Genomic DNA, 13,267 nt, shown 5'->3' on the forward strand with positions numbered 1-13,267 from the left:
TTGATTAAATTTTGTTAGAATAAGTTGTTTTTACCTACTTTCGGAATGATTTATGCAACAAATTTTGCGCCTTAACTTACCTACCTGGTTTTTGGCTAGCTGTATTTGCTTTAGTCTAGTAGTGCAACCTGTCTATGCTGCAAAAAAAGCCGCTAAAGAAAGGCCCACTATTGGCTTAGTGCTGAGTGGCGGCGGCGCAAAAGGTGCTGCTCATATTGGTGTGTTGAAAGTACTTGAAAAATATCATATTCCTGTTGATTACATTGCGGGTACCAGTATTGGTGCTTATGTTGCTGGCATGTACGCGTTAGGCTATAACGCCGATCAAATAGAAGAAATAATGCTTAGTGGTGAGTGGTCTAAAGGCTACTCAGACACCATTCCGCGCGATAAATTAAGCTACCGTGATAAACAGCAACGAGATCAGTTTAATATTCCACTGACCGTGGGTTATAACAATAATAGCTTAACCTCACCTAGTGGTTTGTTACGTGGCCAAAGCATGTCTCAATTACTGCGCCACTCCACTGGGTTAGTTGAACAGTTTGGTGACTTTGATGAACTCGCGATTCCGTACCGAGCGGTAGCGACGGATTTAGCAACCAGTGAAGCAGTGGTGTTATCCAGCGGCAGTGTAGTACAAGCCATGCAAGCATCTGCCACCGTTCCAGGTGCATTGCAGCCAGCATTGATTAACGGTCGTTTACTGGTTGATGGCGGAATTGCCAATAATATGCCTATCGATGTGGTAAAAGCCATGGGGGCAGATATCATCATTGCCGTCGATATTGGTTCCGCACTGACCAAACAAGAACATTTAGACAGTACCATTGCGGTTTTAGAGCAACTTTCAACTATTTTGACTCAAGCGAGCACTGCTCGCCAAAAAACCTTACTGACGTCTAGCGATATCCTCATTCGTCCCGCCATTGATAGCCTTAGCACCACTGATTTTTCAATCATGCCATTAGCGCTCAAATTAGGTGAAAATGCCGCCAATTTAGAGTTAGTGAAGTTGGAAGCGCTTGGTATAAGTGAGCAAGACTATTTAGCTTATCAAGCGGATAAATTACAACAAAGTTTACTGTGGATCGATCCGCTTAAAAAACCCATTTATAAAATTGCTTTCGACAATCAATCAAAAGTCAGTGAAAAATTACTGCGTGAGCGTTTAGGGATTACCGAAGGCGTTGTACTGACCAAAGAAGAGTTAAATTTAGCGTTAAATCGAGTGTATTCACTGAATAAATTCGAGCGTGTCGATGCCGAGTTTGAAGATGTTGAACAGGGCCGAATTTTAACCATTACCACCAGAGCCAAATCATGGGGGCCGAATTACTTTCAAGCAGGCTTTAACTGGGAAGATGATTTCACCTTAGATTCGGCTATTACACTCAGTTTGGCTTACACCATGACCGACTTAACTGAAAATGGTGGTGAGTGGCGTAACGAATTAGAACTGGGGTATAAAAAGTTAGTCGGCACTGAGTTTTATCAACCATTAGACCGTGATCAAACATTTTATAGCCTAGCGCGATTCCAGTATGAAATGAAAGATTGGGATTTAATTGATCAAGATAGCCGTTATGTAGAACTCGAAAATAATGTTGCTCAAATCGTTTTAGGTATCGGCTATAACTTTGATTCAGATGGTATTATCGAATTAGGCTTTGTCGGCGAAGATGGTCGGGTTAGCAGTGAATTTGGCTCGGTTGATTCACTAGATTATCATTCCACGGGTGGCTATTTAAAAGTGGCCTACGACAGCCTAAACAGCATTAGCTTCCCGACGGAAGGTAATCGAATTACCTTTGTCAGCTACTTAAGAGATGAATCCTACAATGGACTAAGCAATGTCGATACGACTTTTAGTGATGACTTAGCATGGCAATTTGAAGCAGATTGGAAAGGTGCGTTGAAACTCGGAAATCACGCCATTGTAGGTAAGATGGAACTGGCAACTGTTGAGAATGACGGTAACTTTACCTTGCATGTGGCAGATTTAGGCGGCTTCTTGAATTTGTCGGGTTTCCGTAAAGACACCTTAATTGGTGCACATAAAGTGTTTGGAGCCGTGATTTATCAATATGATCTCGGCCGTGATGTACTGATCACCGACTTGCCTTTGTATTTAGGCACCAGTCTTGAAGCCGGTAATGTGTGGTTTGATCGTGATGATGTCGATTTAGATGATTTGATTTACGCCAGTAGTTTGTATTTAGGTACTGATACCGACTGGGGCCCGGCAGCATTAGGTTTTGGTTTTACCGATCGCGGTGAAACAGCATTCTATTTGTTTGTCGGTAAAAACTTTTAGGCAGTCTATCTAAGCCAAAAGCCAAAAGCCTAGAGGCTTACGAGCTAAAAGCCTAGAGGCTAGAGCGCTTCGCTGCTAGAGGCTATAAAATCTTGGTGACGAGCGGTGGCAAGCGATGACGAGAGATAACAATCGAGCTAAAAGCCTAGTGGCTAGAGCGCTTCGCTGCTAGAGGCTATAAAATCTTGGTGACGAGCGGTGGCAAGCGATGACGAGAGATAGCAATCGAGCTAAAAGCCTAGAGGCTAGGACGCTGCGCTGCTAGAGGCTATAAAATCTTGGTGATGAGCGGTGGCAAGCGATGGCAAGCGATAACAATCGAGCTAAAAGCTAAAAGCTAAAAGCCTAGAGGCTAGGACGCTTCGCGGCTAGAGGCTATAAAATCTTGGTGACGAGCGGTGGCAAGCGATGACGAGAGATAACAATCGAGCCAAAAGCCTAGAGTGCCCTATCCGTGAGCGCAGCGTTCGCTGTTATCGCTTGTTATCGTCCTCGCAGCGAAGCTGTCCCTAGCAGGACGAAGTCCGCTCTAGAAGCGCAGCGGACTATCCGCGTAGCGGTCTAGGACCTTAGCAGCGTAGCGGCCTAGGCCTCTAGCAGCGCGGGTAATAATCCTGCGTGAGCTAGCTGATGATGGGCAATCACCCATTTAGCTTGTGTAGCAGTGTGAGGCGCAGGAATTGCCACGGTTTGCATACTGGCTGCCCGCGCGGCGATTAAGCCATTAAACGAATCTTCAATTGCGATACATTGTCCCGGTGCGATGCCCAACCCTTTAGCACAATTTAAATATACCTCAGGATGTGGTTTACCATAATCGAGATTTTCAGCTGACTCAATCGCATCAAAATAATGGCCAATGGCCAGCTTATGCAGCACAGCTTCAATAATTAATGACGATGACGAGGTGGCTAATCCTATTTTAAGCCCTAAACGTTTGCACGCCTCTAGCGACTCAATAACGCCTCGCATCGGTTCACCATTGGCTTTTATTTGGCTTACCACTTCATTAACGATGGTATTCGCTGTAGCTGTATTGTCGTAATTCGGCCAAGGAAAACGTTGGTACCAATAGCTAACAACATGATCAATACGCAAGCCTGTGGTTTGCTCTACTTCTTCAAGACTGAGGTTAAGCCCAAAGCTATTTAGCACCGTCAGCTCGGCCAACTGCCAAGCCGGTTCGGAATCGATTAAAATTCCATCCATATCAAAAATAACGGCTTTTATTTGGTTTGACACAATACTGACTCCATAAACGGCACAACGTAAAGTGTTAATTATTACGTTGTTGTTGATTAGACACAATCAAAACACACTTTTTAAAAAATATTTCATCTAAAAAAGGGGATATCTTTTTGTATATAGTTTAATCAGCGGGTGCTGTATAAGTTAATGTATTTAAATGTTTTTCCGTCTATTTCAAACTATTGTCTAATTTTATTTTATTCAACTTAGCGCTAAATTGATTTTTAGGTTGATAAATCGCGTTGATTTCATACCTCTGAGAGTGTGAGCTGATTCATACTTTTATAAAGCTGTAGTATACTGGAGGTCGGATTTCAAGCCCGAACCAGTGGAATTATCAGCGTAACCATAGTGGCGCTGAGTTTCGCCGTTAGGCGCCAAACAAAGAGGAATGTTGCCGTGCTAGAAGCATATCGTAAACACGTCGCAGAACGTGCTGCAGAGGGCGTAGTCCCTAAGCCATTAAATGCACAACAAGTGGCTGAACTGGTTAAGTTATTTGAAACACCACCAGCAGGTGAAGAGGCGTTCATCCTCGACTTGCTCGAAAATCGTATTCCACCAGGAGTAGACGAAGCTGCTTACGTTAAAGCCGCTTTCCTTGATGCAGTCGCTAAAGGCACTGTGTCATCTCCTATCTTAAGCGCAGAACACGCTGTTAAACTGCTTGGCACCATGCAAGGCGGTTACAACATTGAGCCGCTAATTGACCAACTAGATAATGCAGCACTAGCACCTCTATCTGTTAAAGCACTTTCAAATACATTGTTGATGTTTGATTCATACCACGATGTTGTTGAAAAAATGCAAGCGGGTAATGACTTTGCTAAGCAAGTTGTCGACGCTTGGGCCAATGCTGACTGGTTCTTAAACCGTCCAAAATTGGCTGACAAAGTATCATTAACAGTGTTTAAAGTGTCTGGTGAAACCAACACTGATGACTTGTCGCCTGCGCCAGATGCATGGTCTCGTCCAGATATTCCATTACACGCATTAGCAATGCTAAAAAATGCGCGTGACGGTATTGTGCCTGATGAATCAGGTGTTGTTGGTCCAATCAAAGAAATCGAAGCATTAAAAACTAAAGGTTTTCCTTTAGTTTACGTTGGCGATGTTGTTGGTACGGGTTCTTCACGTAAATCTGCTACTAACTCAGTGTTATGGTTTATGGGTGATGACATTCCTTTTGTGCCTAACAAGCGTGCTGGTGGCTTCTGTCTAGGTAACAAAATTGCGCCTATTTTCTTCAACACCATGGAAGATGCGGGTGCATTACCGATCGAACTCAACGTTGATCAAATGGAGACCGGTGATGTGATCGATATCTACCCTTATGAAGGTGTAGTTAAGCGTCACGGCACTGATGAAGTTATCTCTACATTTGAGCTTAAAACCGAAGTATTGTTAGATGAAGTTCGTGCTGGTGGTCGTATTCCGTTGATCATTGGTCGTGGCCTTACTGATCGTGCGCGTGAAACCTTAGGTCTTGAAGCATCGAAAGTATTCGTTCGTCCACAAGATATCGCCGCTTCTGATAAAGGTTATACTTTAGCTCAGAAAATGGTTGGTAAAGCATGTGGCGTATCAGGTGTTCGTCCTGGTCAATACTGCGAACCTAAGATGACCTCTGTAGGTTCACAAGACACTACCGGCCCTATGACACGTGATGAGTTAAAAGACTTAGCATGTTTAGGCTTTAGTGCTGATTTAACCATGCAGTCATTCTGTCACACTGCCGCTTATCCAAAGCCAGTTGATGTAACGACTCACCACACACTACCGGATTTCATTATGAACCGTGGTGGTGTTGCTTTACGTCCAGGTGATGGGGTTATTCACTCGTGGTTAAACCGTATGTTACTACCAGATACCGTCGGTACTGGTGGTGATTCACATACTCGTTTCCCTATTGGTATTTCGTTCCCTGCCGGTTCTGGTTTAGTGGCGTTTGCTGCTGCAACAGGTGTCATGCCTCTTGATATGCCTGAATCAGTGCTAGTGCGCTTTAAAGGCGAAATGCAACCCGGTATTACCTTACGTGATTTAGTCCATGCTATCCCATTAAAAGCAATTGAAATGGGTCTGCTAACGGTTGAGAAGAAAGGCAAAATCAATGCTTTCTCTGGCCGCGTATTAGAAATCGAAGGTCTTGAAAAACTTAAAGTTGAACAAGCATTCGAATTATCTGATGCATCTGCTGAGCGTTCAGCTGCAGGTTGTAGCATTAAGCTAGACAAAGAACCAATCATTGAATATCTAACCTCTAACATCGTGATGTTAAAGTGGATGATTGCAGAAGGTTATGGCGATCGTCGTACGATTGAACGTCGTATTACTGCTATGCAAGAGTGGATTGCCAAGCCAGAGTTGATGGAAGCAGATAAAGATGCAGAATATGCTGAAATTATCGAAATCAACTTAAACGACATCAAAGAACCAATCCTTTGTGCACCAAACGATCCTGATGATGCAGTATTATTATCAAGCGTTGCACAAACTAAGATTGACGAAGTGTTTGTTGGTTCTTGTATGACTAACATCGGTCACTTCCGTGCTACCGGTAAGATGTTAGAAAAGTTTGCTACTACGCTACCAACTCGTTTATGGATTGCACCACCAACTAAGATGGACCGCGATCAATTAACTGAAGAAGGTTACTACTCAATCTTCGGCCGTGTTGGTGCCCGCATCGAGATACCTGGTTGTTCTCTATGTATGGGTAACCAAGCACGTGTTGCAGAAGGTGCTACTGTAGTATCAACTTCTACACGTAACTTCCCTAACCGTTTAGGTACTGGCGCAAACGTATACTTAGCATCAGCTGAGTTAGCAGCAGTAGCAGCGTTATTGGGTCGTTTACCTTCAGCAGAAGAGTATCAAGAATACGCTAAAGAATTAGATGCAACAGCAGCTGATACTTACCGTTACTTGAACTTCGACCAAATCGATTCTTACACTAAGAAAGCCGACAGCGTGATTTTCCAAGCCGCGCTTTAAGCTTAAACGAGTTAACAATTGATCAAAAATGCCAGCAGAAATGCTGGCATTTTTATTTGGTGTTTAGTTATGTAGGATTAGATATTGCTTTGTTAGAATGTAATATTTAGCAATAAGATAATTTACGGTGAGCCTGTCAAAACATACAGTTATGTTTCTTTCTTTAACTTATGCCAATGGTGACCAAGCAGGATTTTACTAACATTTCCTTTTGCTTGATATGATGCATAAAGGATGTACATAAAGCCAAACATGCCACCCATAATAATGCTCAAAAATCCATAAATTGCCCCTTTCAGTTTCGATTCTTCACGCCAAAACACCCATGAACATAAAATGAATAAGTGAATTAAAAAATCAGTATTAAACTGCTGGCGCCAAGGATTACCTAAAAATAAATCCCCAAAATAGATAGCGAGCCAATTAGGACCGGCTTGTACGATAGCGTAAGCCGTTATGCTCATAATTAATATCCATGATATTAACAATGCCACTCTAAAATTAGTCATCGCTTTTACTCTTTGTTGTGTGTGTAAACTATATTGATATTTGCAGGTAATAAAAGCTATTACCTCGGAGGTAATGTTCATTGATTTAAATCGCGGTAACATAGTCCTATAAAACGTTAGCAAGGGTCATCATGAATAAATTTGGTCAGCAATTACGCTTTTGGCGTATTAGTCGTCGTTTGAGCCAACTCGATTTAGCATTAGAAGCAAACGTGAGTACTAAGCATATTAGTTTTATTGAAACGGGTCGCGCCAAACCCAGTAAAGAAATGGTCATGAACTTGTGTGAAGTACTTAGTTTGCCCTTAAGAAACCGCAATGAACTGATCACGTTAGCAGGCTTTGCTGAACAATATGTACGTACGCCACTGAGCGATAATAAAAAAGTGGAAGTAGCGAGTATTCTTGAGCTTATAGTCGCCAAACATGAACCATTCCCAGCTATTGTGGTTGATTGGTACTGGAATGTAGTGATCCGCAATAAAGGCTTTGATAAATTAATTGCCTTAATGGAGGCTGAAAACCCGCAATGTATCTGGTTGGATAATATTGCTCACTGGCTAATGCACCCTAATGGTTTACGTCATGTGATGACCAACTGGCAGGAAGTGGCGAAAACCACTTTGCAACGCTTGAATCTGGAGAATCAATACGCCCCTAAACGTCATGATGAATTGATCCAATCTTTATATCAATATCCTGGCGTAGCGAATTTATTAGCGGATAAAACACTTATCGTGTCGACTGAACCTTTTATCTATTTAGACATAGTGGTCTCTGGTAAAACGCTGCGCTTTTTAACTACATTGACTTCATTTGGTACGCCGTTAGACATAACAGCCTCGGAATTGTTGATGGAGCATTACTATCCTGCAAATGCACAAACAGAGCAATTTCTAAAAAGCCTGTAGAAGAGTCGATCGCTTGATAATGTCACTTTTTAGATTTATTTTATGAGGCTAATGCTAAATAACATCAATGGTGTGTGCAGGGCAACAATATAACAATTTATGTTCAGAGCGGGTATTCTCAGCCGCTACCTAGCTTTAAATGTGGTCCCTATAAACAATCTTGGAGATAATAGTCGGAATAAATCATCTGGGATAAGGATGTGAGTTTGATAATGTTGATATTCATTTACATATCAGATTTTATCGGCAAGCAATTGATATCATTGAGCTTAATGACGTTGAAGACTCTTTACAACAGGATGTTTGAGCCTGGCAGACCTTTAACGTACATCCTTGTGCTTCAAGGCATTCTAGTTATCAGATTCAGGCTATCTATTACTGTAAAAAAGTCGTTATTTATTGTCCTGTCATCACGGCATTCGTGAATCTGTCGACATCAGATGTACCATCGGAAGCATTAGCATTTACACTCTTTATTGAAAAATGGGCCGAAGCCGATGACAAGCGACGTTAAATTAAATGCTGACATTTTTGGGATGTAAAATCATTTATTTGTTCTTCGAATGCCATTTCCCCGATAAGATCATAATATAAACTCCGATGGTTATTATGCCCAACATAAGACCGATAAAAGGATCTGTACTTCCGATAAGTAAAGACATACCAAATGAAACCCCAAGGCATAAGGTTACAGCACTCAGTTTTGCCTGAGTAAGCTTGTGGTTAAATTTCATTTATATCACCTCTTCCGATGAGTTTACCGATGGCAAATTTAAACATATAAAAGTGCTTTCGCACAGCATAGAATGCTTGTTCCGAGTATGGAACAATATAGTTGTACTTAAAGGATAACGTTTATAGTAATTATGATATCTATGGTTTCATCCCCATTCCTGAAGTTGATTCTAAAATAGCAGTCCAAAAATTCAATTTAACCAATTGCCAGTCGCAGGTTATCGTGTAGATAATTCAGCGAGACGCCGACTCTTGATGTAAAAATTAGCATCCATGTGGACGTATCCAAAACCTCCATGCTTTGGATACTCGCAGACTCATCTAAATCTGTGATTTTTATCTCTTCGATTAACGTTATTTATGGTTGTCAGTTATTTAAAGTTTAGAACTGATTAAACTCTTTCAGGTTTCATATTATTGAGGATGTTGAAGAAAATAGCGTGAAGCTCACATGGATGTGAGCTTAGCGTTAGAGGGGAAGGGACGCCTCATCTGAAGCGTTAGCATTTTCAAATAAGTCCGAAGAACACGAAAAAGAGGCCAAAAGCTAGAGCCATTTCCGTCGCAATTTTTCGCTGCTGTTGTTTGGTTAAATAACAATATGTTGCCGGAACGGCAGGGGTGATCCAAGAGGGGATTGCTGTTGATCCCCTTTTGGCCGGTGCAGGGTGGAACCTTGCGATCTTAATTCAAACGAAGTTTGAAAAATCTGGTGTGGGCGAGGCGCTACGACCTTAGTGGCCGTATGCCATCAGGGATAAGTGCTAAGCATAACGAAACACCTGGATCCCGGCTCAAAAGCATTGCCGGGATGACGAGGTTAATGAGATTTATTTGGATTAAATTTATTGCCAGAAATGCAACTTTAGCACTTGGTCTGGTGTGGGCCAAGCGCCACGACGTTAGTGGCTGCAGGCCATTGTTAACACGAGTTAACTAAGTTCATCATTCAACAATGCCAGCAAAATAGCTGGCACTTATAGTAGAGTCATTTAACGTTTTCGAATGATAACAACATCCTTTTGATGAACGTTATTAACATTAACGACGCGATATGCCGCTGGTTTAACAACGACCACTTTAGTTACCGTCTTTTTATTAGTAGGCGCTTTTGCGTGTCCATGATGAGCACGTGGGGCGCAAGCACTTAAACTGATAATAGCGAATCCGACCAATAACACTTTAATCATCGGAAATTGAATTGACTGTTTCATACACACCTCGATACGAGTGAAGACTATGACTAAGCATAATCGTTTGAGTGTCAATTGCTGATCGCAATGAGTAAAGTTATGCAAATATAGTGTTGAAATTAACGTCTATCGTTAAAACGTACCGTAATCATGAATACTTAATATTCATTGAAATCAGTGGTTCTCGTGAGCCTTTCTCTGCCCGCAATCGGGCTAAATACTGTTGCCATAATTCAGTTTGATTACTGCACAGGTTATGTAGCACCTGCCAAGAATACAAGCCAGTATCATGACCATCATCAAAGGTAATTTTTACCGCATAATGACCAACAGGTTCGAGCGCTTTGATATTTACAGCTTTCTTATGGGTAACCAATATTGGGTCGCCATGACGTTGCACTTCAGCCGATGGCGAGAAGACTCGGAGCATTTCACAACTGATGTTGTAAGTTTGGTCGTTATCAAAGGTCACTTCGAGTAACTTAGATTGACGCTTAAGCTTAATGCCGGTGACGGTAGGCGTTGATTGGGTCATGGGAATACCTATAAAAAAAAGGATTAACGCTAAATCGCAGATTATCATCATACGCGATTTTGCTGTTAATCCTATTGTTGTAACCTGCATTCGTGATGTTTATTCATAAACCAAAAGGTCACGTGACCTCCCATTAATAATAACCAAATGGGAGGGCGCTTGATTCAAATAATAGTTATAAAATAAAGCGGCTTAAATCTTCATCTTGTACCAAGGTATCAAGGTGGTCATTGACATATTCAGCGTCAATGACAAATTTAGAACCCGACTTTTCAGAAGCTTCGTATGAAATCTCTTCCATCAATTTTTCCATCACGGTATGTAAACGGCGTGCACCAATGTTTTCGGTGCGCTCATTCACTTGCCATGCCGCTTCTGCAATGCGCTCAATACCTGATTCAGTAAACTCTATGGTGACGCCTTCGGTGTTCATCAGGGCGACATGTTGCTCAGTGAGTGAGGCAAATGGCTCTGTTAGAATGCGTTTAAAATCAGCAGCGGTAAGGGCGTCTAATTCAACACGAATCGGTAAACGGCCTTGAAGCTCTGGAATTAAATCAGACGGTTTAGACATCTGGAATGCACCAGAAGCAATAAACAAAATGTGGTCGGTTTTAACCATGCCGTGTTTAGTGGAAACTGTGCAGCCTTCGACTAATGGCAGTAGGTCACGTTGTACACCTTCACGCGATACATCTGGGCCTGAGCTTTCGCCGCGCTTACAAATTTTGTCGATTTCGTCTAAAAACACAATACCATTTTGCTCAACCAGCTCGATGGCTTGTTCTTTTAAGTCTTCTTGATTGACTAGCTTTGCCGCTTCATCTTCAACCAACTGCTTGTAAGCATCTTTGATTTTAAGCTTTTTACGTTTAGAGGTACTTTGGCCAAGATTTTGAAATAAGCCTTGTAGCTGATTGGTCATTTCTTCCATGCCTGGTGGGGCCATGATTTCAACACCAACTTGAGGCGCAGCAATATCGATCTCAATTTCTTTGTCGTCTAATTGACCTTCGCGCAGCTTTTTACGGAAAACCTGACGGGTGGTAGAGTCATCTTTTTTGTCGGTATCCCAGTCATCTTTTGGCTTAGGTAATAAGGCATCTAAAATGCGCTCTTCGGCCATTTCTTCGGCGCGATGACGGCATTTTTTCATTTGCTGTTCGCGAGTCATTTTCACTGCTGAGTCGGTTAAATCACGGATGATTTGTTCCACTTCTTTACCGACATAACCCACTTCGGTAAATTTTGTCGCTTCAACTTTGATAAAAGGTGCGTTAGCCAATTTGGCTAAACGACGGGCGATTTCAGTTTTACCGACACCTGTTGGGCCAATCATTAAAATATTTTTTGGCGTGACTTCATGACGAAGTTCTGGCTCAAGTTGCATCCGGCGCCAGCGATTTCGCAATGCAACGGCTACTGAGCGTTTGGCATTTTGTTGGCCAATGATATGTGCATCTAGTTCGTGAACAATTTCACGTGGAGTCATTTCAGACATAACTGTTCCTTTATTAACGCTCGAATTAGTAGTCTAACTTTTCGATAGTTTTGAATTGGTTGGTGAATACACAAATATCGCCTGCAATCGTCAGTGATTTTTCTGCTATTTCTTCCGCGCTTAACTCAGTATTTTGCAGTAATGCTAAGGCTGATGCATGAGCATAGTTTCCGCCAGAACCAATGGCAATTAAGTCATATTCTGGCTGAACAACGTCGCCATTACCGGTAATAATTAATGATGTTTCAGTATCCGCTACGACCAGCATAGCTTCGAGCTTACGCAGCATTTTGTCGCTACGCCAATCTTTGGCAAGCTCTACGGCAGATTTTAATAAATGGCCTTGATGCATTTCGAGCTTGGTTTCAAAACGCTCAAAAAGAGTAAATGCATCGGCAGTACCGCCAGCAAAACCGGCTAATACTTTATTGTGGTATAGGCGGCGCACTTTACGTGCATTACCTTTCATCACGGTATTGCCTAGAGACACTTGGCCATCACCAGCGATGACAACTTGATTATTGCGGCGTACGGATACGATAGTAGTCACGGTAAATCCTCTTCACTAATACATCAACGGGTCATTAGGGTGAATGCAATTGTTGATTGATAAAATGGATATGGGGACAAAATGACAGATATCAAGCGATGGACAACAAAAAGCCCTGTTGCAGAGAACAGGGCTAAAGTGATTTATACAGCAATATCAGACGAGCAGCGTTATTCCCACAACCAAATGATGCAGCCATTTAACCCTGCGTTCTGCATCTTATGACGATTATGTTCCGCATCGCGCTTGTTCGGATAGGGTCCTAATACCACGCGATACCACACGCCATTGGTACCTTCGCTGCGGCGCACTTGTGCCTCAGCACCTTGGAAGGCAATTCTGGCCTTCATTTCATTTGCTTGCGACTCTTGCCTAAACGATCCGCATTGCATTTGATAGATGCCACTAGACACTACACCTGTTTCAGGTAAGTCTATCTCCACTTGCTTGTTTTCAAGCTCTTCCAGATAAGTCCATTCTTCCTGCGGCTTAGGTGGCAGTGCGTTAGGATCTTTCTTGACCACTTTTTTTGGCGCTTCTACGGTCGCAGTTGATAGCGTTTTCTTTTTAGGTTGTTGAGCTGGCTCAGATACGACCGATGAGTCGGAGCTACCATTAATGGACCATAAGAAATAACCAAAACCTATGACTAAGGTGAGTATCACAAAAACAGCCAAGTAAGGAAAAGAGCGTTTAGGTGCTTTTTTTCGTTGTGGCGCACGGGCTTTTGCGCCCGCACGAGGTTTGCGATTTGCGTAGTCACGACTCATG

General features: G+C 42.3%; 10 protein-coding genes. 3 read left to right on the forward strand and 7 right to left on the reverse strand.

Features of this window, described 5'->3' with window-relative positions:
- Nucleotides 1–52 precede the first annotated feature (52 nt).
- Nucleotides 53–2,317, forward strand: a complete 2,265-nt coding sequence (locus tag H5125_RS09275) for a patatin-like phospholipase family protein (RefSeq protein WP_101087715.1) — start codon at nucleotides 53–55, stop codon at nucleotides 2,315–2,317.
- Nucleotides 2,318–2,902: 585 nt separating this feature from the next.
- On the opposite strand, the gene hxpB is transcribed toward H5125_RS09275, so the two are convergent.
- Nucleotides 2,903–3,562: a hexitol phosphatase HxpB gene (gene hxpB, locus H5125_RS09280; protein WP_182744122.1), complete on the reverse strand. Its 660-nt coding sequence runs from the start codon at nucleotides 3,560–3,562 to the stop codon at nucleotides 2,903–2,905.
- A gap of 402 nt (nucleotides 3,563–3,964) precedes the next feature.
- On the opposite strand from hxpB, the gene acnB reads away from it, so the two are divergent.
- Nucleotides 3,965–6,562, forward strand: coding sequence for a bifunctional aconitate hydratase 2/2-methylisocitrate dehydratase (gene acnB / locus H5125_RS09285; protein ID WP_101087714.1), 2,598 nt, complete (start codon nucleotides 3,965–3,967; stop codon nucleotides 6,560–6,562).
- 149 nt (nucleotides 6,563–6,711) lie between these two features.
- Here acnB and H5125_RS09290 read toward each other — a convergent pair whose 3' ends face one another.
- The gene (locus tag H5125_RS09290; RefSeq protein WP_220487300.1) at nucleotides 6,712–7,026 is read right to left on the reverse strand and encodes a hypothetical protein; all 315 of its coding nucleotides are present in this window, start codon (nucleotides 7,024–7,026) and stop codon (nucleotides 6,712–6,714) included.
- A gap of 176 nt (nucleotides 7,027–7,202) precedes the next feature.
- Between H5125_RS09290 and H5125_RS09295 the strand changes: the two genes are divergently transcribed.
- The gene (locus tag H5125_RS09295) at nucleotides 7,203–7,982 is read left to right on the forward strand and encodes a helix-turn-helix domain-containing protein (RefSeq protein ID WP_182744098.1); all 780 of its coding nucleotides are present in this window, start codon (nucleotides 7,203–7,205) and stop codon (nucleotides 7,980–7,982) included.
- A 1,727-nt stretch (nucleotides 7,983–9,709) separates the two neighbouring features.
- On the opposite strand, the gene H5125_RS09300 is transcribed toward H5125_RS09295, so the two are convergent.
- The 5 genes from H5125_RS09300 to H5125_RS09320 all read right to left on the reverse strand — a co-directional run bounded on the left by H5125_RS09300 (nucleotide 9,710) and on the right by H5125_RS09320 (nucleotide 13,266).
- Entirely contained in the window at nucleotides 9,710–9,931 is a 222-nt protein-coding gene (locus H5125_RS09300; RefSeq protein ID WP_182744099.1) for a hypothetical protein, read from the reverse strand.
- 127 nt (nucleotides 9,932–10,058) lie between these two features.
- Complete coding sequence (locus H5125_RS09305) at nucleotides 10,059–10,445, reverse strand: gamma-butyrobetaine hydroxylase-like domain-containing protein (protein ID WP_011639181.1); 387 nt, start codon at nucleotides 10,443–10,445, stop codon at nucleotides 10,059–10,061.
- A gap of 175 nt (nucleotides 10,446–10,620) precedes the next feature.
- Entirely contained in the window at nucleotides 10,621–11,946 is a 1,326-nt protein-coding gene (gene hslU / locus H5125_RS09310; protein WP_182744100.1) for an HslU--HslV peptidase ATPase subunit, read from the reverse strand.
- A 25-nt stretch (nucleotides 11,947–11,971) separates the two neighbouring features.
- On the reverse strand, nucleotides 11,972–12,496 hold the full coding sequence (gene hslV, locus H5125_RS09315) for an ATP-dependent protease subunit HslV (RefSeq protein ID WP_101087708.1): 525 nt from the start codon (nucleotides 12,494–12,496) through the stop codon (nucleotides 11,972–11,974).
- Between the two features lie 170 nt (nucleotides 12,497–12,666).
- Nucleotides 12,667–13,266: an SPOR domain-containing protein gene (locus tag H5125_RS09320; protein ID WP_101087707.1), complete on the reverse strand. Its 600-nt coding sequence runs from the start codon at nucleotides 13,264–13,266 to the stop codon at nucleotides 12,667–12,669.
- Between the last annotated feature and the right edge of the window lies 1 nt (nucleotide 13,267).

Source organism: Shewanella sp. SR44-4 (genome assembly GCF_014163715.1).
Classification (GTDB): Bacteria; Pseudomonadota; Gammaproteobacteria; order Enterobacterales; family Shewanellaceae; genus Shewanella.